This is a genomic window from Streptomyces sp. NPDC018610, from assembly GCF_044391765.1.
Lineage (GTDB): Bacteria > Actinomycetota > Actinomycetes > Streptomycetales > Streptomycetaceae > Streptomyces.
On the sequence record NZ_JBISAL010000003.1, the window covers coordinates 70707 to 92057 of the forward strand.

General features: G+C 73.3%; 16 protein-coding genes and 1 tRNA gene. 6 read left to right on the forward strand and 11 right to left on the reverse strand.

Annotated elements, in window-relative coordinates:
• Positions 1-62: 62 nt before the first annotated feature.
• The 4 genes from ACH5A8_RS09865 to ACH5A8_RS09880 form a co-directional block, all read right to left on the reverse strand.
• Positions 63-824, reverse strand: coding sequence for a MerR family transcriptional regulator (locus ACH5A8_RS09865; RefSeq protein ID WP_398999938.1), 762 nt, complete (start codon positions 822-824; stop codon positions 63-65).
• A 132-nt stretch (positions 825-956) separates the two neighbouring features.
• Positions 957-1496 carry a DinB family protein gene (locus tag ACH5A8_RS09870; RefSeq protein ID WP_398999940.1) on the reverse strand — a complete coding sequence of 180 codons (540 nt, stop codon included), beginning with the start codon at positions 1494-1496 and terminating at the stop codon, positions 957-959.
• A 337-nt stretch (positions 1497-1833) separates the two neighbouring features.
• Entirely contained in the window at positions 1834-3294 is a 1461-nt protein-coding gene (locus tag ACH5A8_RS09875; RefSeq protein ID WP_398999942.1) for an aldehyde dehydrogenase family protein, read from the reverse strand.
• Positions 3295-3415: 121 nt separating this feature from the next.
• Entirely contained in the window at positions 3416-4240 is an 825-nt protein-coding gene (locus tag ACH5A8_RS09880; RefSeq protein ID WP_399000645.1) for a helix-turn-helix domain-containing protein, read from the reverse strand.
• 352 nt (positions 4241-4592) lie between these two features.
• Between ACH5A8_RS09880 and ACH5A8_RS09885 the strand changes: the two genes are divergently transcribed.
• Positions 4593-5075, forward strand: a complete 483-nt coding sequence (locus ACH5A8_RS09885) for an ATP-binding protein (RefSeq protein WP_398999944.1) — start codon at positions 4593-4595, stop codon at positions 5073-5075.
• Between the two features lie 91 nt (positions 5076-5166).
• Here ACH5A8_RS09885 and ACH5A8_RS09890 read toward each other — a convergent pair whose 3' ends face one another.
• A complete protein-coding gene (locus ACH5A8_RS09890; RefSeq protein ID WP_398999946.1) occupies positions 5167-5436 on the reverse strand; it encodes a DUF397 domain-containing protein in 270 nt (89 codons plus the stop codon).
• Between the two features lie 753 nt (positions 5437-6189).
• On the opposite strand from ACH5A8_RS09890, the gene ACH5A8_RS09895 reads away from it, so the two are divergent.
• Together ACH5A8_RS09895 and ACH5A8_RS09900 are read left to right on the forward strand one after the other, a co-directional pair.
• Positions 6190-6435, forward strand: coding sequence for a hypothetical protein (locus tag ACH5A8_RS09895; protein ID WP_398999948.1), 246 nt, complete (start codon positions 6190-6192; stop codon positions 6433-6435).
• 93 nt (positions 6436-6528) lie between these two features.
• Positions 6529-7065 (forward strand): DUF4232 domain-containing protein, encoded by a 537-nt coding sequence (locus ACH5A8_RS09900; RefSeq protein WP_398999950.1) that lies wholly within the window; start codon positions 6529-6531, stop codon positions 7063-7065.
• Between the two features lie 196 nt (positions 7066-7261).
• Here ACH5A8_RS09900 and ACH5A8_RS09905 read toward each other — a convergent pair whose 3' ends face one another.
• Complete coding sequence (locus tag ACH5A8_RS09905) at positions 7262-8374, reverse strand: DUF2786 domain-containing protein (RefSeq protein ID WP_398999952.1); 1113 nt, start codon at positions 8372-8374, stop codon at positions 7262-7264.
• 254 nt (positions 8375-8628) lie between these two features.
• Here ACH5A8_RS09905 and ACH5A8_RS09910 point away from each other — a divergent pair, with 254 nt between their 5' ends.
• From ACH5A8_RS09910 to ACH5A8_RS09920, 3 genes are all read left to right on the forward strand, one after another.
• Entirely contained in the window at positions 8629-9480 is an 852-nt protein-coding gene (locus tag ACH5A8_RS09910; protein ID WP_398999955.1) for a Clp protease N-terminal domain-containing protein, read from the forward strand.
• A 67-nt stretch (positions 9481-9547) separates the two neighbouring features.
• On the forward strand, positions 9548-11251 hold the full coding sequence (locus ACH5A8_RS09915; RefSeq protein ID WP_398999957.1) for a bifunctional 3'-5' exonuclease/DNA polymerase: 1704 nt from the start codon (positions 9548-9550) through the stop codon (positions 11249-11251).
• A gap of 74 nt (positions 11252-11325) precedes the next feature.
• The gene (locus ACH5A8_RS09920; RefSeq protein WP_398999959.1) at positions 11326-12285 is read left to right on the forward strand and encodes a D-2-hydroxyacid dehydrogenase family protein; all 960 of its coding nucleotides are present in this window, start codon (positions 11326-11328) and stop codon (positions 12283-12285) included.
• A gap of 151 nt (positions 12286-12436) precedes the next feature.
• On the opposite strand, the gene ACH5A8_RS09925 is transcribed toward ACH5A8_RS09920, so the two are convergent.
• From ACH5A8_RS09925 to tmk, 5 genes are all read right to left on the reverse strand, one after another.
• Complete coding sequence (locus ACH5A8_RS09925; protein ID WP_398999961.1) at positions 12437-14116, reverse strand: hypothetical protein; 1680 nt, start codon at positions 14114-14116, stop codon at positions 12437-12439.
• A gap of 181 nt (positions 14117-14297) precedes the next feature.
• Positions 14298-14371: transfer RNA gene (locus ACH5A8_RS09930), tRNA-Thr, on the reverse strand.
• Positions 14372-14478: 107 nt separating this feature from the next.
• Positions 14479-16092: an alpha/beta hydrolase gene (locus ACH5A8_RS09935; protein ID WP_398999964.1), complete on the reverse strand. Its 1614-nt coding sequence runs from the start codon at positions 16090-16092 to the stop codon at positions 14479-14481.
• A 285-nt stretch (positions 16093-16377) separates the two neighbouring features.
• The gene (locus ACH5A8_RS09940) at positions 16378-17583 is read right to left on the reverse strand and encodes a DNA polymerase III subunit delta' (protein ID WP_398999967.1); all 1206 of its coding nucleotides are present in this window, start codon (positions 17581-17583) and stop codon (positions 16378-16380) included.
• A gap of 376 nt (positions 17584-17959) precedes the next feature.
• Complete coding sequence (gene tmk, locus ACH5A8_RS09945; RefSeq protein ID WP_398999968.1) at positions 17960-21271, reverse strand: dTMP kinase; 3312 nt, start codon at positions 21269-21271, stop codon at positions 17960-17962.
• Positions 21272-21351: the final 80 nt, after the last annotated feature.

A 21351-nucleotide genomic window follows, 5' to 3' on the forward strand; every position in this document is an offset into this window, starting at 1 on the left:
GAGCCTTGGGAATCGTAAGGGGCGCTCGCCGAGGGACGGCGCCCCTTACCGTCGCTCCGACGTCATCCCCGCAGGCGGGCGGCGTTCGCGCCGATCGCCTCCTTCAGGTGCTCGGGGAGGCCCGGGTGCATGGACTCGTAGAACTCGCGGAAGCGCGGGTCGGTGACGTACATCTCCGCCAGACCCTGGTGGATCTTCACGTGGCACTCGAAGAACCACTTGCTGATGTGCTGCCGGTGCGCCTCGGCCAGGCGCACGGCCTCCGGGGAGGTCGGCTCCTCCCCCGCCTCCATCAGGGCCGCGTACGCCTCGCCCCAGGCGGCGACCTCGGCCTGGATCCGCTTCCAGTCCTCCTTGGTGTAGCGGGCGACCCGGCGCTGCGACTCGGCGTGGCTGTAGGTGCCACCCCAGCGCCGCTCGGTCTCCTCGGCGTACTGCTCCGGGTCCTTGTCCCCGAAGACCTCGAACCGCTCCTCGGGCGTGAGGTTGATGCCCATCCTGCGTGCCTCCATGGCCTGCTCCACGGCCGCGGCCATCTTCCGCAGCTCGTCGATCCGGGCGGTCAGCAGTTCGTGCTGCCGGCGCAGGTGCGCGCGCGGGTCCGCGGCCGGGTCGTCGAGCAGCGCCGCGACCTCCTCGAGCGGGAAGCCGAGCTCCCGGTAGAACAGGATCCGCTGCAGCCGGTCGAGGTCGGCGTCGGCGTAGCGCCGGTGCCCCGCGTGGCTGCGCCCGCCCGGGACGAGCAGGCCGATGTCGTCGTAGTGGTGCAGCGTGCGCACCGTCACCCCGGCGAATCCGGCGACCTGTCCGACGGAATAGCTCACCTTCCGCTCCCTTCTCGGTGGGCCTCCACGGTCGGCCCTCACGCCACGTGAGGTGCAAGCCGCCGTCGCCGCCGGCCGTCCTCCGGGGGCGACGCTCCCCCGTCGCCCCGGTCTTCCGGCCGTCGCCGGGGCTCAGCCCCGCTGTTCCATGGCCACCAGCTCGAACGCCGTCTTCCCGTCCAACGACTCGCGGATGATGTCGGCGTGGCCCGCGTGCCGGGCGGTCTCCCGGATCAGGTGCAGGCACAGCCAGCGCACGGAGACGCGCTCGTCGGGCGGGAACCAGGGGTCGTTCGGCAGCGGGAAGGTGTCGTCGAGGCTCGGCACCGAGCGTACGTACGCCTCCGTCTCGGCGGCGACCTTCTCCCAGTACGCCAGGTACTCGGCGACCGTCTCGTTCTCGTCGAGCCGGAAGCACTCGTGCCAGTTCGACTCGTCGCGCCTGACCGCCGGCGGCTCCTGCTTCGCCCGCGCCAGCCAGCCCTGCTCGCCTTCCGCGGCGTGCTTGAGCAGCCCGCCCAGGGACAGCTCGCTCGCGCTCGGACAGGACCGGGCCTGCTCCTCGGTCAGCCCGAGCAGCGTGCGCCGGATGCCGCCGCGCTGCTCCTCCAGGAACGCCAGCAGCGCTCCGCGCTCGTCGCCCCGCTCCTCGGCTCCCACGTGAGTGACCATGTCCGGCCCCGCCTTCCGTCGTGTTGGTGACCTCTTGTCCGACATCTACGACGGTACGGACCCTTGCGGTCAGGTTCTGTCCGCAAGGGTCCGTGACACGGAGGGAAACGGAGGAGATCCGGGACGGCGCGCGTCCCCGAAGGCCCAGGCCCCTCACCCTCCCGACCACCCGGAGGGTCCGGAACCGGAGGGTCCCGAATGGGCGCCGGAGTCCCAGGCGGAGAGGGCCCGAAAGGGCCGGAGTCCGACGCCGAAAGGCCTGTCGGAGGCCTGCGGGAGGATCCGCAGGCCTCCGACAGGCCCGTGACCGAGGGGTCTGGTGACGTGATCGAGGGGTCTAGAAGGGGAACCCGCTGCGGCCGTGCTGCACGGAGATCCACTTGACCGTGGTGAAGGCGTCCACGGTCGTCTCGCCGTTCAGCCGGCCGATGCCGGAGTGCTTCTCCCCGCCGAAGGGGACGAGCGGCTCGTCGTGGACGGTGCCGTCGTTCACGTGGAACATGCCGGCGTCGATCCGCTTGGCGAAGGCGACGCCGCGCTCGACGTCCGCCGTGTGCACGGCGCCGCTGAGGCCGTACGGGGTGTCGTTGACGATGCGGACCGCCTCCTCCTCGCCGTCGAACGGGACGAGGAAGGCCACGGGTCCGAAGACCTCCTGCCTCAGCAGCGCGGAGTCGGCGGGCACGCCCGTGAGCACGGACGGCTCCACCAGGTTGTCGGTGACGGCGCCGCGCAGCAGTGCCGTGGCGCCCTCGGCGATCGCCTGCTCCACGACGCCCGAGAGCGCGTTCGCCTGGGTGGAGTTGATCACCGGCCCGATGACCGTCTGAGGGTCGCGCGGGTCACCGGCCTTCAGCGTCCGCACCTTGGCGACGAACTTCTCGGTGAACTCCTCGGCGACGGAGCGGTCGACCAGGACCCGGTTGGCGGCCATGCAGACCTGGCCCTGGTGGACGTAGCGGCTGAAGACGGCCGCGTCGACCGCGTAGTCCACGTCGGCGTCGTCCAGGACCACGATCGCGCTGTTGCCGCCGAGCTCCAGCACCGAGCGCTTGAAGTGGGCCGCGCAGACGGTGGCGACGTGCCGGCCGACCGTGTCGGAGCCGGTGAAGGAGATGACCTTGGGCACGGGGTGCTCGATGAAGGCGTCGCCGATCTCGGCGATGTCCGTGATGACGACGTTCAGCAGACCGCCCGGCAACCCCGCGTCCTCGAAGATCTTCGCCACCAGGGAGCCGCCGGCGATCGGCGTGTTCTGGTGCGGCTTGAGCACCACGCCGTTGCCGAGCGCGAGCGCCGGGGCGACCGACTTGACGGACAGCAGGAAGGGGAAGTTGAAGGGGCTGATGACGCCCACGACGCCGACCGGGACGCGGTAGACGCGGTTCTCCTTGCCGTCGGCCGGGGAGGGCAGGATCTTCCCCTCCGGGGCCAGTGCCAGGTGGACCGACTCGCGCAGGAACTCCTTGACCAGATGCAGCTCGAAGGCGGCCTTGAGGTGGGTGCCGCCCAGCTCGGCGACGATCACCTCGGTGATCTCCTGCTCGCGCTCCTCGACCAGGCGCAGCGCCCTCTCGAACACCGTGCGGCGGGCGTAGGGGTTGGTCGCGGCCCACTGCTTCTGGGCCCGGGCGGCGCTCCGGTAGGCCTGATCGACCTCGTCGGTCGTGGCTATGGTGATCGAGGCCAGCTTCTCGCCGTCGTACGGGTTGAAGTCGATGATGTCCCAGGATCCGGTGCCGGGGCGCCACTCGCCGTCGATGTACTGCTGGGCCAGGTCGGTGAAGTAGGACGACATGGTGATCCCTCGAATCCCAGGCTCGCGCTGTCTGATGGAACGTCATCGTACGCGCGTGTGACGGGAGTTGAGAGGCGATGACCAAGGGGCGTACGGTCCCTCGGCGGGGTCGGCGGGGTCGTCAGGAGAGCTGGAGGAGGCCGCGCAGCACGTCACGGCTCTCGTCGGGCCCGGGGCTGTCGTACTGGAGCTCCTCGAGGGCCTTCTCGTACTGGGCGACGTCCTCGGCCTTGTCCAGGTAGAGGGCGCTGGTCAGCTGCTCCAGGTAGACGACGTCCGAGAGGTCGGACTCCGGGAAGCTGAGGATCGTGAAGGCGCCGGACTCGCCGGCGTGACCGCCGAAGCTGAACGGCATGACCTGCAGCCGCACGTTGGGCCGCTCGGAGATCTCGATCAGGTGCTGGAGCTGGCCGCGCATCACCTCGCGGTCGCCGTAGGGGCGGCGCAGGGCGGCCTCGTCCAGGACGATGTGCAGGTCCGGGGCGTTCTCGGCGACGAGGCACTTCTGCCGCTCCAGGCGCAGCGCCACCCGCCGCTCCACGTCGGCCTCGCTCGCGCCCCGCATGCCGCGCCGGACCACCGCGCGGGCGTACGCCTCGGTCTGCAGCAGCCCGTGCACGAACTGCACCTCGTAGACACGGATCAGCGACGCCGCGCCCTCCAGTCCCACGTACGTGGGGAACCAGCTGGGCAGGACGTCGGAGTAACTGTGCCACCAGCCCGCGACGTTGGCCTCCTTGGCGAGCGAGAGGAGCGAGGTGCGCTCCGCGTCGTCCGTGATGCCGTACAGGGTCAACAGGTCTTCCACGTCTCGGGTCTTGAAGCTCACCCGGCCCAGCTCCATCCGGCTGATCTTCGACTCCGAGGCACGGATCGAGTACCCCGCCGCCTCCCGCGTGATCCCCCGCGATTCCCGCAGTCGCCTGAGTTGCGAGCCGAGCAGCATCCGCCGCACCACCGATCCGGGCTCTCCCGCGCTCACGTTCGCCAGCCTCCCCAACCGTCTTAAGGGCCGCAGTCTGCCACTAAATCACTTCGAGCAGTACTCGCCCGATTACGGAAACGGAAAGAGATCGCGGAAACCGTCCCCACACGGCAAGAAGGAGGCATGTGACGGACATGAGGATGGCGGAAAAAATGACCAGCAAGCGGTACGGGAAGGTCCAATTCGGTCGCGTGCACGTGCATCTGCCCTTGCATCTGCTGTGCGCATCCGAAACCATGGTGCCGCACCACCGCTGCATCGCAACGACCGCGGATTATCGGGAGTGCCTCGCATGGGGACGAATGGATCGACCATGCTCCAGCCGTTACGGCAGGGCCTTCCCCCACTCGACCCCGCGGCCGTGTCCGAAGCCGCCTCCTGCGCCCTGCCTGCGCGGTACGAGGCCGTGCGCGAGGCCCGGCGGTTCACCCGCGGAACACTCGACGAGTGGGAACTGGGCGACCGCTTCGACGACGTCTGCCTGGTGGTCTCCGAACTCGTCACCAACGCCCTGCGGCACGCGCTGCCGACCGCGTCGGGCCGACGGACGTGCGAGACGGGGCCGGCGGTGCGGCTGCACCTGATGCACTGGACCGAGCGGCTCGTGTGCGCCGTACGGGACCCCAGCCAGGAGAGCCCGGTCGCCCGCGACGGCACGGAGGACTTCGCCGCCGAGTCGGGCCGGGGCCTCTTCCTCGTGGACTCCTTCAGCGACAGCTGGGGCTGGCATCCGTTGGCCGGTGCACTGGGCGGCAAGGTCGTCTGGGCGCTGTTCCGGCTGCGGCCCGCCGACTGACGGACCGCCGCACTTTCGCGCGTCACGGATCTACGCGCGTCACGATCCGTCCCGGACCGTTCACCGAACGTGCGCGAGCGGTCGGCGCCCGTCAGCCCACGACGAGATGGTCGAACTCTCCGTCCTTCACGCCCAACAGCATCGCCTCGATCTCCGCGCGCGTGTAGACGAGCGCGGGCCCGTCGGGGAACCGCGAGTTCCGCACCGCCACCTCACCGCCCGGCAGCCGCGCGAACTCCACGCAGGAGCCCTGCGAGTTGCTGTGTCTGCTCTTCTGCCAGGCCACCCCGTGCAGCAGCGTGGCAGCCATGCCGTTGTGCACGTCGCACTCCCCGTACACGCCCTCGACGTCGTGGTTCACAGGTCGCTCCCCGGTGGTGCACTGGCTGGTGTGGCCATTGATGCATCGGTCAACTGATCCGGATCATAGCTCTGTTCAAGTGCACCTGCATGAGCAGATGCACGTGCACGCGGAGTGTTTCGGCGGTTACAGCTTTGACGAGCCCTTTACCGAAGCCGTTTCCAGCGCTTGCCCCCCGACTCGCGGATCATGCCTCGGCGGAGCCCGCGCCTACGCGTGCACTAGGAAGAGACGCAAGCGGCCCCTCACCTGTTCCGGTGCGGGCCTAGGAGTTCCGGAGCGGCGCGTTCGGGGAGGGGCGGAGAGGGAGGCGGGCGACGGGAAGCGGTTTCCGGAAGCGGGTGCCGGAAGCGGGCTCCGGAGGCGTTCCTCGAGGCGGGGATACGGGGGCCGGATTCGGGGGCGGGGATTTCGGGAGGTGAGACTTCCGGGGCGGGTTTCGGGAGGTGGGACTTCGAGGGCGGGGCTTCGCGGACGGCCCGGGCGGGGGCGCAGGAGCCTGGGCCGGAGGCGCGGAGGGACGCCGGGGCGGTGTGACGGCGTGGTGCCTGGAAGCGACCCGGGCGGGGATGACCACTGGTGACTTGCTGCGGTCGTACCGGCCGCAGCGCGGTCGACCGGTTCCGGCAGGGGGAGTTGGGTCACCAGTGACGAGGGCGACGAGCGTGACGGGTACGGCGCGGGCGACGGCCGCGGGCCGGGCGGTCCGGGTCACGGTGGGGAGCCTGATCGGCGCGCTCGCGCTGGTCGCCTGTGACAGCGGCAGCGGCGCTCTTCTCGACCGACCGGACCGCCTGCGGCGGGAGCGCGGCCGAGCGGGGCGGCGAGCACGTGATCCGCCTCGCCCGGTGCGAGGCCCGTACGACGGGCACGGTGGGCTCCGTCAACAAGACCACACTCCGCATTACCTGGGAGGGTGGTCTGGGCGAGGAGACGTACACACGGGCGGAGGGCGGGGCGCTACCGTCGGGGCTGCCCACGGCGAGTCTCGGCTCCTGAGCGTTCCCGGAGTCCGGTGGCGGGGCGGGCAACCGCGCCCCACGCTCGTACGTGATGATCCTTGAGCATCGTCACGACCCAAGGAACCACCTCATGCGCGCCATTGCGATCACCGTCCCCGCCCTCGCCGCGGCCCTCCTCCTGACCGGCTGCGACAGCGGCGGCAGCGACGGCGGCGGCAGCGACACCGGGAGCAAGAACACCGACGGCACGGCCTGCCGGATCGGCGAGGTCGGCCTCCAGGTCGGCCCCGCCAACGCCGCCCCCGCCGCCGGGGACACGGGCAACGTCCCGGTCACGCTCACCAACAAGGGCGCCCAGTGCACCCTGGAGGGCTTCCCGGGCATCACCCTCGCCGCCGCGAGCGGCACGGCCACCGTGCCGGCCGACCGGGCGGGGCAGCCGCAGAAGCTGACCCTCGCCAAGGGGGACACCGCGTCGTTCACCCTCACCTACGTGCGGGGCGGGGCGGGCGACGCGAAGAGCCTGGCCGCGACCTCGCTCAGGATCGCGCTGCCCGGGGCCTCGGACACCCAGAGCTTCAAATGGTCCTACGGCCCGGTGCAGGGCAAGAAGGACGCCGCTCACCCGGACGCATCGGTGACGGCGTTCCAGCAGGCCGGGGACTGACGGCCGGCCGTCCGCCCTTCGGGCACGCCCCTAAGCGGGGCGCATGCGCCCGAGCGGGGCGGATGGGCCTGCGGGACGGATGGGCCTGCGGGACGTATGGACCTGCGGGACGTTTGGGCGATGAGGCGGCTGGGCCGGTGGCGGAAGCGGGTCCCGGATCGGTCCGGACGGTCCGGTTCCAGGGCGGGAGCGGGGCTCAGGTCAGCGGCGGGCGGTGCTTCATCTGTGCCCGGTCCGCCGCCTGCGCGCCCTCCGTCCAGCCCGCCGCGTCGCTGACGCCACGCAGACGCGTGGTGGTCGTGTCCGGGAACATCCGGTCCAGCCGGTCGGTGACCGCGACCTCCCGGCTCGCCAGGACGGGGAGCAGGTCGTCGGAGACCTGGTCCTCGGCTACGGCCGCGAGACGGGTGCCGATGCGGTGCGCGTAAGCGGCGAGGAAGGACTGCCGGAAGGTCTTGGTCCGCCTGCGTCCGCCCGCCCGCTGGGCGGCCTCGGCGCGCGTCATCGCGGTCGTGGCCTGGACGAGGAGCGAGGTGTACAGCAGCTCGACCACGTCGAGGTCGGCCTCGAAACCGACGACGGTGGAGAAGCCGAGGGGCTCGTTCCACACGGCCCGGCAGTGGTTGGCCGTGGCCACGGCGTCCAGCAGCACCGCCTTGGCCTGCTCGTACGGCGGCTCGACACCGATCCGGCAGGCGCCGGGCGCGTCGGGGGACGGCGCCCGCGCGGCGAGCAGCGCCTCGTCGATGCTGTGCCGGGCCATCAGCTCCTGCGCCTTGGCGCTCAGCGCCTCCGCCTCCTCCGGGAACCCGGTCGCCTCGGCCTTGGCGAGCAGCGCCCGTATCCGGCCGAGGATCCGGGACTCGCTCCTCGGCGCCGTCGGCCTGGGCCCGGCCAGGTCGTCCAGGGTCTCGAGCGTGGGCAGCCGCAGCAGCAGGCGGTACAGCTCCAGCACGGCGGTGGCGTACGAGAAGCGGTCGGTGACCGGCTCCTGTGCGGCGGCCAGTTCGTCGAGCTGCGCGGCCCAGCGCCGGCCACGCGGCCGGTCGTGCGGGGCCTGCGCCCGCACGAGGACGGCGGCGATCCGGACGTGGACGTCGTCGAGTTCGCGCCGCACGATCCGCGCCAGGTCGCCGGGCTGCCAGCCGCGCTGCCAGGCCGTCGCGACGAACTCCTCGCCCCTGCGGGCGAGTTCGGCGTCCGACGCGGGATCGGCGGCGAGCAGCGAGGCGCCGGCGTCGAGGGAGTCGTCGGTGGCTGCGTACAGAGCGGCCCGGAAGGCGCGGTCGACGGTGCTGGACGTGGTCACGCCCCGATCGTGCCATGTCGGCACCCAAAACTTTTCCACACCCTGTGGACAGCCCCGCGCTCTCCTGTTCCGGGGCGGCCGGGGACGCGCCGGCGGTGGGCGGCGGACACGGCGGCAGTGTGGGCGGACCCAACGGCGGTGTGGGCGGACCCAACGGCTGCGGGGGCAGGCGCGACGGCGGTGGGCGACGGACACACCGAAGTGACTGTCAACCATCGGTTGACACCCTGGCACTGTCAACCTACGGTTGCCTCATGACGAACCCCACCATCAGGTCGTCCGTCCGCCTCGACGACCTCATCTCGGCCATCAAGAAGGTCCACCAGGAACCGCTCGAGCAGCTGCAGGACGCCGTTCTCGCCGGCGAGTACCTCGGCGAGGTGGCGGACCACCTCATCGGGCACTTCGTCGACCAGGCGCGGCGCTCCGGCGCCTCCTGGACCGACATCGGCAGGAGCATGGGCGTCACCCGGCAGGCCGCGCAGAAGCGGTTCGTGCCCAAGGAGTCCACCGATCTCGACCCCAGCCAGGGCTTCAGCCGCTACACGCCCCGCGCGCGCAAGGTGGTCATGGCCGCCCACGACGCGGCCAAGGCCGCCCGGAACTCCGAGGGACTGCCCGCACACCTCGTCCTCGGGCTGCTCACCGAGCCCGGGGCCATGGCCGCGAAGGCCGTCCAGGAGCAGGACGTCCCCCTGGAGAGGGTCCGCGAGGCCGCGACCGCCGCCCTCCCGCCCGCCTCCGCCGACGTCCCCGAACTCATCCCCTACGGCCCCGCCGCGAAGAAGGCCCTCGAACTCACCTTCCGGGAGGCCCTGCGCCTCGGCCACAACTACATCGGCACCGAGCACATCCTGCTGGCCCTGCTGGAGCTGGAGAACGGCGAGGGGATCCTGAGCGGCCTCGGCCTCTCCAAGGCCCGTACCGAGGAGTACGTCGTGGCCGCCCTGGCGCGGTTCCTCGAGACGTCCGAGCAGCGGGAGCCGCAGTCCGCGCGGACGGACGACGACGGTCCCGAGGACGCGCAGACGGACGGCGACGGTGCCAGGAACGCTCGGACGGACGACGGGGGTGCCGGGGACGGAACGGGGACCGGACCCGCCTGATCCCCGCGAACGGCACCGGACACGCAGGTCGGCGCCTCTGTCAGACCCACCTGCGAGACTCGCTGACATGACCGGTCGGTGGGCTCTGGCGCCGACCGAGGGAGGCGGCGCGGAGGTCGTACCCCTCGGTCCGGACGGGCTGCCCGCCGGCCCGGTGCGCCGGGAGGCGGACCTCGCCGAGGCCGTCCGCGGCAGGCCGGACGTGACGCGCTGGGTGTGGCGGTCCACCGCCGAGGTCTATCCGCGCCTGCTCGCGGCCGGAGTGCGGGTGGAGCGGTGCTACGACATCGAGGACGCCGAGACCATCCTCCTCGGCCACGAGGGCCATCACGGCGAGCCCCGCTCGGCGGCCGCCGCGCTGGCCCGGCTGCGCGGCGGCCCCGTCCCGCCGGACCCGCCGCAGCGGCCCGCCGAACCCGGCGCGCAGTCCCCGCTCTTCGAACCCCAGGGGGCCCGCCTGCCCCTGGAGGACCTGATCACGGTCCATGCCGAGCAGCAGCGGCGGCACGACCGGACCGCGCACCCCGATCGCATGCGGCTGCTGACCGCCGCCGAGTCGGCGGGCATGCTGGTCGCGGCCGAGATGAACCGCGCCGGACTGCCGTGGAGCGCGGACGTGCACCGCCGGGTGCTGCACGACCTGCTCGGCGAGCGCTACGCGGGCGGCGGCGAGCCCCGGCGCCTGGCCGAGCTCGCCGACGAGGTGTCCGCCGCCTTCGGGCACCGGGTGCGGCCCGATCTGCCCGCCGACGTCGTCAAGGCCTTCGCCCGGGCCGGGATCAAGGTCAGGTCCACGCGCCGGTGGGAGATCCAGTCCGTCGACCACCCGGCCGTGGCGCCCCTGCTCGCGTACAAGAAGCTGTACCGCATCTGGGTGGCGCACGGCTGGTCCTGGCTCCAGGACTGGGTGCGGGACGGGCGCTTCCGGCCGGAGTTCCTCGCGGGCGGCACGGTCACCGGACGCTGGGTGACCAACGGCGGAGGGGCCCTGCAGATCCCCAAGGTCATCCGCCGGGCCGTCGTCGCCGATCCCGGCTGGCGCCTGGTCGTCGCCGACGCCGACCAGATGGAGCCCCGCGTCCTGGCGGCCATCTCCCGCGACCCGGGCCTGATGGAGGTGGCCGGCCGGGCGTCCGACCTCTACCAGTCGGTCTCCGACCGCGCCTTCGCCGGCGACCGCGGCCAGGCCAAGATCGCCGTGCTCGGCGCGGTCTACGGCCAGACCTCCGGCGACGGCCTGAAGAACCTCGCCGCCCTCAGACGCCGCTTCCCCCGCGCGGTGGCCTACGTCGACGAGGCGGGCCGGGCCGGTGAGGAGGGCCGGCTCGTACGGACCTGGCTGGGCCGGACCTGCCCGCCGGCCGCCACGGACTCCGAGGACGCCGGCCAGGAGGCGGGCCTCCCCCAGGACGACCCGGCCGAGCAGTCCCCCGGCCCGTCCGCCGGCCAGGGGTGGGTCCCGGGCTACGCCTCTTCCGACTCCCGCGCCCGCGGCCGCTTCGCCCGCAACTTCGTGGTCCAGGGCAGCGCCGCCGACTGGGCCCTGCTGCTGCTCGCCGCGCTGCGCCGCACCTGCCGGGACATGGCGGCCGAGCTGGTCTTCTTCCAGCACGACGAGGTGATCGTCCACTGCCCGAAGGAGGAGGCCGACACGGTCGTCGAGGCGATCCGGGAGGCCGCGGAACTGGCGGGCAGACTGACCTTCGGCGAGACCCCGGTCCGGTTCCCGTTCACCACGGCGGTGGTGGAGTGCTACGCGGACGCCAAGTGACGGCCGCCCGGGGGAAGATCACACAGACTGGGGGAAGCGCCCCCGATCGGTCCCGACCGAGGGGGAGGACCCACATGCGGCTGCGCTGCGCCGTGCTCGACGACTACCAGAACGCCGCGACCGCCTTCGCCGACTGGTCGCCGCTGGGCGACAGAGTGGAAGTGGTCCCCCACACCGAGCACTTCGCGACGGAGGACGCGCTCGCGGCGGCACTCGCCGACGCCGACATCGTCGTGACCCTGCGCGAACGGGTCCCCTTCCCCGCCTCGCTCCTGGACCGCCTCCCCCGCCTGAAACTGCTGATCGCCTCCGGCATGCGCAACTCGGTGATCGACTACGAGGCCGCGCGGGCGAACGGCGTCACCGTGTGCGGCACGGAGAGCTCGGGGACCCCGCCGGTGGAACTCACCTGGGCCCTGCTGCTGGGCCTCGCCCGCGGGATCGTTCAGGAGAACGGCGCGCTGCGCGCCGGCGGCCCCTGGCAGTCCACCGTGGGCGCCGACCTGCACGGCCGCCGCCTCGGCCTGCTGGGACTGGGCCGGATCGGCAGCCGGGTGGCCCGGGTCGGTCTCGCCTTCGGCATGGAGGTCACCGCCTGGAGCCAGAACCTCACGAAGGAACGGGCGGACGAGACGGGGGTGGCCCTGGCGCCCTCCAAGGACGACCTGCTGGCGACGTCCGACTTCGTCTCGGTCCACCTGGCCCTGAGCGACCGCACCCGCGGCCTCGTCGGCGCCCGCGAACTGGCCCTCCTGAAACCGACGGCCTACCTGATCAACACCGCCCGCGCCGCGATCGTCGACCAGGACGCCCTGCTCACGGCCCTGCACGAGGGCCGCATCGCCGGTGCGGGCGTCGACGTCTTCGACATCGAGCCCCTGCCCGCCGACCACCCGGTGCGTACCGCCCCCCGTCTGTTGGCCACCCCGCACCTGGGCTACGTCTCCCGGTCCAACTACGAGCGCTACTACGGCCAGGCGGTGGAAGCCGTCGCCGCCTACCTCTCGGGCGCCCCCGTCCGCCTCCTCGGCTGACGGCCTCCCCGGCCGACGACGCACAGGACCCCGGGCCGGCTGCCGCCTGACCCGGGGTCCTGCCGGTGGGGCGCGTCCCTCGCCCGCCGCGTGGCCACGGGGGGAGCTCACGCGGTCCGGAGCGAAGGAGCACGCACCCGGGGAGGGAGGCTCACGCCTCCGGAGTCGTGCACACCGTCCCGGTGCCGTCCGAGACGCACGCCCGTACGGAAGCGCTGTCGACCGCGGCCAGCACACCGCCGTCGGCGATCTTCTGGTACGCACCGTCCGCGCTCTTGTCCTCCAGCCAGGCCGTCGCGCCGCCGGAGGTCTCGGCCCAGGCGTAGTAGTCGCTCACCGACCACGCCGGCAGTCCGCCCTTCAGCGACACCTGCGCGCCGGACTTCAGGGTGGCGGTCTTCCACGTCGACGCGCCGTCCCGCCACTTGGTCACCGAGCCGGGGAGGACACCCGTGCAGCGCTGCCCGGGGGCGCACGGACCGAGCGTGCCTTCGACGTCCGTCTGGTCCACGTTGTCGCCCTGGTGCGTCGCGAACGCCCACTGCTTGCCGTCGTTGACGAGCCCCGCGATCTCCGTGACGCCCGGCGCGAGGGGGTCGAGCGCGAACATCTTGGTGGTGCCCGACGCGCTCAGCGACGCGCCAGCGATCGGCACGGGCCGCTGCGTCCGGTCGTCCAGACCCTTGCTCACGTGCGTCATCAGCTGGGCGCTCACCCCGGCACGCGGCGGGAGTTCGGCCTCGCCCCAGTAGTAGTCGTGCGACGGATCCCAGGCGGGCCGACCCGTGAAGATCTTCAGACGCCCGCCCTGATAGATGTTGGCGTCCTCGATCTGGTACGGGGAGCGCGGCATCCAGTCGGTCACCGTGGCCGGGTCGATGCCCTCGCAGGGCAGGGAGGCGCACGGCGCCTTCGGGGGCTCGGTCGTCTCGGTGTCGGGGTCGTTCGTGCACTGGGTGTCCGTACCGTCCGACACACAGGCGCGCATGTTGCTCAACCCGAAGGCCTGCGTGGAACCGTCGCCGGTCAGCTGCGCCCGCGGGTCATCGATGCGGGTGTACACCTCTCCCCAGCGGCCGGAGCCCTGCCACTCCTCCAGCCACACCTTGGCGCCCGTGGGCAGATTCCCCGCCTCGGCCCAGTTGAACCGCGGCGACCGGTCCCACTGCGGCTGGCCCGACACCTGCTGCACCCATGCCCCGGACGGCAGGGTCACCTTGTCGTAGTCCGGCCTGTCCACGAAGGCCCACGTGGACAGGTCCTGCGTGGCCGGGTCGATGACGTTGCACACCGGGTCGCACGGCGAGACGGTGTTGAGCTTCACCGCCGCATCTCTGACTCCGCCTACACAGGCCTGCTTGACGCCGTCCGAGATACAGCCGCCCGCGTACTCACCCGTGAGGCGCGTCGACTTCACGAACATGCCGGTGGTGCCGGAGGTGGACCGGTGCGCCCGGGGGTGATCGGAGTTACGCCAGGCGTAGGCGGCGTCGAAGATGTTGTAGTTGTACGCCAGCCAGACCTGGCCCTTGGCCCCGTTCAGCTGGCCGTCGACCCAGGCGTACTCGGTGGCCGAGTCCCAGGACGGCTTGCCCGCCATCAGCTTGACCCGGGCCCCGGAGGGCAGGGTGGTCTGGTTCACCACCCTGGGGGCCGCCGCCCACGAGGTCACCGCGGCCGGGTCGGCGCCCTCACACGGCGGCTGCGCGCAGGGCGCCGGTGCGGCCGCCGCCGGCGCCGCCTGCGCGGGTCCGGCCGCGATCAGGCCCGTGAGGGCCGGCAGGGCCGCGCATAAGCCCACGGCCATCAGTCGTCTCGTGCGTCGCCACATGGATGCTCCCTCTGCTCCTGAGTGGTCCCCCACACCCGACGGACGCCGGGCCGGCCACGGGGCATCCAAACGCAACAGCCTCTCCCTCAGCTCCCGCCCCGGTCTCACCCCCACCCCGCCCCTTGCCCCCACACAACGCGAAAGGCCAGGTCAGCAACTTGCTGACCTGGCCTTCTCTCGGAGCCGCTTTCGGGATTCGAACCCGAGACCTACGCATTACGAGTGCGTTGCTCTGGCCATCTGAGCTAAAGCGGCGCGCTGCCGACATCAGGGTGCGATCGGCAACGTCGGTAAGTCTACACAGTTTCCGGGGGTGCTTCGTACCCGCCCCGGAGGGGGAGCCTCCGGGGCGGGCGACGGCGCTAGGAGCAGCGCTTGCCGGTCGCCGGCGGGGTGCCGTGGAGGAGGTAGGCGTCGATGGCGGAGTCGATGCAGCGGCTGCCCCGGCCGTAGGCGGTGTGGCCGTCGCCGTTGTAGGTGAGCAGGCGGCCGGAGGAGAGCTGATGGGCCAGGGCCTGGGCCCAGCGGTAGGGGGTCGCCGGGTCGCGGGTGGTGCCGACCACGAGGATGGGGGCCGCGCCCTTGGCCTCGATGCGGTGCGGCTCGCCGGTGGGCCGCACCGGCCAGTACCCGCAGTTCAGGGCGGCCCAGGCGAGGCCCTCGCCGAAGACGGGGGACGCCTTCCGGAAGGCCGGCAGCGCCTTCTTCACCTCCGCGGGAGAGGAGAAGGCGGCGGGGAGGTCCAGGCAGTTCACCGCGGCGTTGGCGTACATGAGGTTGCTGTAGCGGCCGTCCGGCTCGCGCTCGTAGTAGCTGTCGGACAGGGCCAGCAGCCCCGCTCCGGCGTTCTTGTCCATCGCCGCCGACAGCGCCGTGCGCAGTCGCGGCCAGGCCGACCGGTCGTACATCGCCGCGATGACGCCCGTGGTGCCCAGCGCCTCGCCGAGACGGCGTCCGCTCGCGTCGCCGGCGGGGACGGGGTGGGCGTCCAGCTTGTGGAAGAAGGCCGCCAGACGCTCGCCGGCCTGCTGCGGCGTGGTGCCCTTGCCGCCGAGCGGGCAGTCGCTGTGCCCCACGCAATCCTTCGCGAACGACTGGAACGCCGCCTCGAAGCCGGCCGTCTGGTCCAGGTTCGTCCGGCGCGCGGACAGGGTGGGGTCCATCGCGCCGTCCAGGACGAGCCGGCCCACCCGGTCCGGGTACAGCCCGGCGTACGTCGCGCCCAGGAAGGTCCCGTACGAGGCCCCGACGTAGTTCAGCCTCCGGTCGCCGAGGACGGCGCGCAGGATGTCCATGTCACGGGCCGCCTCCACCGTGGAGACGTGCCGCAGCAGCCGCGGCTCGTGGGCGCCGCAGCCCTCCGCGAACTTCTGGTAGGCGCCGACGAGCGCGTCGGTCTCCTTGCGGTCGTCGGGCGTGACGTCCGTCTGCGTGTACGCGTCCATGGCCTTGTCGTCCAGGCACTCGACCGGCTCGCTGCGGGCCACCCCGCGCGGATCCATCGCCACCATGTCGTAGCGGGCGCGGATCTCGGCGGGGTAGGCCAGGCCTGCGTACTGCTGGAGGTAGCCGATGGCGGAGCCGCCCGGCCCGCCCGGGTTGACCAGCAGCGAGCCCAGGCGCTTGCCCGGGCCTGTGGCCTTCTTGCGGGCCACCGCGAGCCGGACGTCCCCGGCGGACGGCTCGGCGTAGTCGAGCGGGGCCTTCATCGTGGCGCACTGGAAGCCGGGGACCCCGCAGTCCCGCCAGGCCGGCTTCTGGTCGTAGTAGGGCATCAGGGCGGCCGGCGTGGACCGTGGCAGCGCGGCCAGTACCGCCTCCGCCGCGGGAGTGGCCCGGTGCTGGGTGCTTCCGGAGGAACAGGCCGAGACGAGCAGGGCAGCGGCGGCCAGGAGGGAGCCGCCCCTGCGGGCGGTCCGCAGGCGTCGGCTGCTGCTCGGTGGGCTGTCCGGACGGGGGGCGCGCCTGAAGTACATCTCGCGATCGTAACTCTCTGCGATCATTTAGACGCGCTCCGAAGCTGTTGGGCCCCGTATGAGTGACGCCGTCAATGGTGCGTGACGGCGGGGCTGCGGACGGGCGGACGGACGGCGGTCGGACAGGAGGCGGGAGGACGGCCGTCCGTGGGAGGCGGCGGGGCGGGTGGTAAGGCGGCAGCCCGTGGGCAGCGGGGACGGCCGGTCACGGACGGTCGCCGGGCAGGTTCCGGAGCGGGCGGGCAAGCGGCGGACCTCGGGGCGGGGAGGCGGGCAGGCCTCGGGTCAGCCGGCTCTCAGGGCCATGGTCATCGCCTCCACCGCCAGCAGCGGGGCCACGTTGCGGTCGAGGGCCTCACGGCAGGCCGCGATCGCCTCTATCCGGCGCAGCGTGGACTCGGGCGAACTGCCCCGGGCGAGGCGGTCCAGGGTGTCCTCGACGTCCGCGTTGGCGATCGCCAGGCGGGAGCCGAGCTGGAGGGCGAGCACATCGCGGTACAGGGCGGTGAGGTCGGTCAGGGCGAGGTCGAGGCTGTCGCGCTGGGTACGTGTGCGGCGGCGCTTCTGCTTGTCCTCCAGATCCTTCATGACGCCCGCCGTGCCGCGCGGCAGCCGGCCGCCCTGCGCGGCGCCCAGCGCCGCCTTCAGCTCCTCGGTCTCCTTGGCGTCCGTCTCCTCGGCGAGCGCCTTGGCGTCGTCGGCGGCGGCGTCGACCAGCTGCTGCGCCGCCTTGAGGCAGCCGCCGATGTCGTCGAGACGGAGCGGGAGCTTCAGGACGGCCGCCCGGCGCTCGCGCGCGGCCGGGTCGGTGGCCAGGCGGCGGGCCCGGTCGATGTGGCCCTGGGTGGCGCGGGCGGCGGCCGCCGCGGCCTCGGGCTCGACGCCCTCGCGGCGTACGAGCATGTCGGCGACCGCGTCCACGGACGGTGTGCGCAGGTTCAGGTGGCGGCAGCGGGAGCGGATCGTGGGCAGGACGTCCTCGACGGAGGGGGCGCACAGCAGCCAGACGGTGCGCGGGGCCGGCTCCTCGACCGCCTTCAGGACGGCGTTGGCCGACTTCTCGTTCAACCGCTCGGCGTCCTCGACGAGGATCACCTGCCAGCGGCCGTTGGCCGGGGAGGTGTACGACTTGCGAACGGTGTCCCGCATGTCCTTCACGAGGATCTCCGCGCCGTCCGCGGCGACCGTGCTGACGTCGGCGTGGGTGCCGACCAGCGCCGTGTGGCAGCCGTCACAGAAGCCGCAGCCAGGGGATCCGCCGAGGGCGCGGTCGGGGCTCACGCACTGCAGCGCGGCGGCGAAGGCCCGCGCCGTCTGCGTGACGCCCGCGCCGGGGGGGCCGGTGAACAGCCACGCGTGCGTCATCTTCGACGCCTCCGGCGGCGGGGCGTCGGAGGCGGCCGCCGTGACCAGGGCGTCGGCGTCCCGGGCAGCGGCGTCCAGCTGCTCGCTGACCTTCTCCTGCCCGACGAGGTCGTCCCACACGCTCATGGGTCACGCCGCCCTTCCGTCATGTTTCGTGGTGCGGCATCCATTGTGCGGGGGGCCACTGACAAAGCGGGCCGGCGTCCGCCTTCGGACGAGGCGGCGCCCGCCGCGGACGAAGCCCGGATCGCCCGCGGGCGGGCCGGCGACGGCATGGTCCGGCGGCCGGACGGCGGTCAGTAACCGTCCCGGGCCGGCTGGACGCCCCGCTTCGGCGGCGGGCGCCGATCCGGCGGCCCACCGGCACGGCCCGCACCCCGGCACCGGCCGTCACGGCCAGTGCCGTACAGCCGTTGCTGATGCTGTTGCCGTACCCGTGCGACCACCCGGCGGCCGGTCGACCGACCGCCGGACTGACCGGCCACCGGACTGGCCGGCCGGCTCAGCGTCGTCGGCCGCGTCCGCGCCCGTCGCCGCCGTCGCCGCCCCAGCCCTCGTCGCGCTCCTCGTCGTCCCCGCGCGGGCCCAGCAGTTCGTCCGCCAGCGTCGGCAGGTCGTCCAGCGGCGTCTCCTCGGCCCAGTCCGGCCGGGGCCGCCGTCGCGCGGAGCCCTCGGGACGGACCTGAGGCAGCTCACGCGTGCGGTCGTCGGAGCCGTCGGGCCGGGCGGCCGACGGCCGCTCGTCCCGGAAGAACCCCGGCGGCACCCGGTCCGCGGGGTCCCCGCCGGGCTCCCGCACCGGACCCTCGTCCCGCACCGGCGGAAGCACCGCCGTCTCGTCGGCCGCCCCGGCGGGCGGCACCGGCGGAAGCACGGTCGTCTCGTCCGCCGCCCCCGGCGGGACCGGAGGCACCGCCGGCTGCGGCAGCTCGGCCGTGACCTCGGCCTCGGCCTCCGCTGCGGAGCCGGTCCCGGACTCCGGCTCGGGCGTGCCGGATCCACGCGTGGCGGCTCTGCCCGCGGACCCGTCCGCGGCCCCGCCGTCACCCCGGTCGTCGCGCACCGGCGGCAGCACGGCCGTCTGGTCGGCCGGGCCGCCCGAGGCGTTCGTCGGCGTCACGACCGGCGTCGGCACGGTCACCGCGTCCGAGGCCGGCGCCGCGGCGGCCGGCGGCACCGGCCGGCGGGGACCTGCCTCAGCCGCTGCCGCGGCCTGCTCGGCGGCCCGCCGGGCCTCCTCGGCCCGCAGCAGCGCCTCCTCGGCCTTGCGCTGCTTCTCCAGGCGCCGCGCCTCGGCCTCGGCGTGCAGCCGGGCCTCCTCCTCGGCCTGCTGGCGGCGCCGTTCCTCCTCGGCCTTGCGCCGGGCCTCGGCCTCCGCCCGCGCCTGCTCCTCGGCGAGCACCCTGGCCCGCTCCTCCTCGGCGCGCCGGCGCGCTTCCTCGGCCCGCAGCCGGGCCTCCTCGGCCTGCCGTTCGGCCTCGCGCCGCTGCGCCTCCTCCAGCTCGCGCCGCTTGCGCTCCTCCTCCTCGGCGCGCAGCCGGGCGAGCTGTTCCTGGCGCTCCCGCTCCAGACGCTCTTCCTCGGCCTTGCGCCGGGCCTCCTCCTCGGCCTTCTTCCGGGCTTCTTCCTCGGCCTTCCTGCGCGCCTCCTCCTGGGCCTTCACCTCGGCCTCGGACAGGGGCAGCACCTGGTCGAGCCGGTGCCGGACGACGGTGGTCACCGCCTCGGGCTCCTGCCCCGCGTCGACCACGAGGTACCGGCCGGGGTCGGCGGCGGCCAGCGCCAGGAAGCCGGAGCGCACGCGCGCGTGGAACTCGGCCGGCTCCGACTCCAGGCGGTCGGGGGCCTCCGTGAACCGCTCACGGGCGGTCTCCGGGGAGACGTCCAGCAGGACCGTCAGGTGCGGCACCAGTCCGTTCGTCGCCCAGCGGGAGATGCGCGCGATCTCGGTCGGGGACAGGTCGCGGCCCGCGCCCTGGTAGGCGACGGAGGAGTCGATGTAGCGGTCCGTGATGACGACGGCGCCACGCTCCAGGGCAGGCCGTACGACCGTGTCGACGTGCTCCGCGCGGTCGGCGGCGTACAGCAGCGCCTCGGCGCGGTGCGACAGGCCCTGCGAGGACACGTCCAGCAGGATGGACCGCAGCCGCTTGCCCACGGGCGTGGCGCCCGGTTCGCGGGTGAGGACGACCTCGTGGCCCTTGGCCCTGATCCAGTCGGCGAGCGCCTCGGCCTGCGTGGACTTGCCCGCGCCGTCGCCGCCCTCCAGAGCGATGAAGAAGCCTGACTCCGCGGGGGCCGTCACCGGGTCGTCACCGCCGCGCAGGGCGTCGACCAGGTCCTGCCGCAGCGGTACGCCGGAACGGTCGTCCACCTTGGCGAGGACCAGCGCGGCCACCGGCAGCAGCAGCGCGCCGACCAGCATCAGCGTGAAGGCGGCGCCGCCGTGCGCGAAGACGAACTTGCCGTTCTCCAGCCGGTGCGGGCCGATTCCGGCCGCGACCACCGGGGCGAGCAGGGCGCCGAGGGCGACGAAGACCCGGACCACCGCGTGCAGGTGTTCGGTCATGCGCGGCCGGCGGTGGTCCTCGGCCTCCAGGTCGAGCAGGGTGTGCCCGGTGTTGGCGGCGACTCCGGCGCTCACGCCGGCCAGGGCGAGGAGCAGCAGGACGGTGGTGACGTCCGGAACGAGCCCGGCGGCGAGCAGGGCGATGCCGGTGAAGGCGATGGCCAGCGCCAGCAGGCGGCGCCGCGACAGCGTCACGAGGGCCCTGGGCGCCGTACGGATGCCGACGGCGACGCCGCCCGTGAGGGCGAGCACGGCCAGCCCGTAGAGCACCGGGCCGCCGCCCAGGTCCGCGGTGTGCAGCGCGCAGACGGAGACCGCGGCGGCGATCGCCCCGGCGACGGCCGCGGAGGCGAGCACGAGCAGCGGGACGGCCCCGGTCCGGCCCTTGTCGACGCCGGCGCCGGTCTTCGGGCGGCGCAGCCCCTCGAGCGGCGACCGCGCGCGGGGGGTGCGCGTCCCGGGCAGCTCCAGGTAGGTCACCACGGCGAGCGAGGCGGCGAACAGTCCGGCCGCGATGTAGGAGGCGAGGGCCGCCTGGTGCTGGTCGAACCAGGCGATGCCGGTGCCGAGGAGGTTGTTGAACAGGGACGCGACGATCAGGACGGCGGCGCCCAGCGGGATCGCCAGGAAGGTCGTCCGCAGCGACAGGCGGCGCAGCGCGTCGAGGTGGTCCGGCAGGGGACGGACGGTGGCGCCCTCCGGCGGCGGGGCGGGCAGCAGCGCGGGGGCCGCGCTCTCCCGGCACACCGTCCACAGCCGCTCGGCGATCCCGGTGACGAAGACCGTGACCAGCAGGAGGGTCAGTGCGTTGCCGGGCGTCCAGTCGATCCACAGCGGCGCGGCGATCAGCAGCGCGGCACGCACTCCGTCCGCGCCCACCATGGTCCAGAGCCGGTCGAGCGGCCCCTCCTGGGAGGTGAGTGCGGTGAGCGGGCCGAGGAGGACCGCCCCGAAGAGCACGGTCGCCACGATGCGCGCCGCGAAGACGGTCGCCACTGCGAACGCCACGCCCCGGTAACCGCCGCCGAAGGAGCCTTCGGCGACCGCCGTCTGGAGGGTGAGGAGGACCAGCACCAGGAGCGCGAGGGTGTCCCCGACTCCGCCCACCAGCTGTGCGCTCCACAGTCGCTTGAGCTGCGGTCGGCGCAACAGCGCGCGGACGGCGCGCTCGCGGGAATCCGCCACCAGTGCGTCGTCCGGGGCGGAAGGAGAGGTGTGGGCCGTTGGCTGCTCGGCTCGCGTCATGCGTTCAGCCTATCGGGACACACCGACAGCACGCGGTGACCGTCCGAACGTGTGCGCGCCCCGGCACCGAAGTGGTGCCG

What these genes read in the sequence shown, in the direction of transcription:
- ACH5A8_RS09900 (WP_398999950.1), top strand. Translation starts at nt 6,529, where the DNA reads ATGCGCGCCATTGCGATCACCGTCCCCGCCCTCGCCGCGGCCCTCCTC.
- ACH5A8_RS09940 (WP_398999967.1), bottom strand. Translation starts at nt 17,583, where the DNA reads ATGAGCGTGTGGGACGACCTCGTCGGGCAGGAGAAGGTCAGCGAGCAG.
- tmk (WP_398999968.1), bottom strand. Translation starts at nt 21,271, where the DNA reads ATGACGCGAGCCGAGCAGCCAACGGCCCACACCTCTCCTTCCGCCCCG.
- ACH5A8_RS09880 (WP_399000645.1), bottom strand. Translation starts at nt 4,240, where the DNA reads ATGCTGCTCGGCTCGCAACTCAGGCGACTGCGGGAATCGCGGGGGATC.
- ACH5A8_RS09885 (WP_398999944.1), top strand. Translation starts at nt 4,593, where the DNA reads ATGCTCCAGCCGTTACGGCAGGGCCTTCCCCCACTCGACCCCGCGGCC.
- ACH5A8_RS09870 (WP_398999940.1), bottom strand. Translation starts at nt 1,496, where the DNA reads ATGGTCACTCACGTGGGAGCCGAGGAGCGGGGCGACGAGCGCGGAGCG.
- ACH5A8_RS09910 (WP_398999955.1), top strand. Translation starts at nt 8,629, where the DNA reads ATGACGAACCCCACCATCAGGTCGTCCGTCCGCCTCGACGACCTCATC.
- ACH5A8_RS09925 (WP_398999961.1), bottom strand. Translation starts at nt 14,116, where the DNA reads ATGTGGCGACGCACGAGACGACTGATGGCCGTGGGCTTATGCGCGGCC.
- ACH5A8_RS09915 (WP_398999957.1), top strand. Translation starts at nt 9,548, where the DNA reads ATGACCGGTCGGTGGGCTCTGGCGCCGACCGAGGGAGGCGGCGCGGAG.
- ACH5A8_RS09875 (WP_398999942.1), bottom strand. Translation starts at nt 3,294, where the DNA reads ATGTCGTCCTACTTCACCGACCTGGCCCAGCAGTACATCGACGGCGAG.
- ACH5A8_RS09935 (WP_398999964.1), bottom strand. Translation starts at nt 16,092, where the DNA reads ATGTACTTCAGGCGCGCCCCCCGTCCGGACAGCCCACCGAGCAGCAGC.
- ACH5A8_RS09920 (WP_398999959.1), top strand. Translation starts at nt 11,326, where the DNA reads ATGCGGCTGCGCTGCGCCGTGCTCGACGACTACCAGAACGCCGCGACC.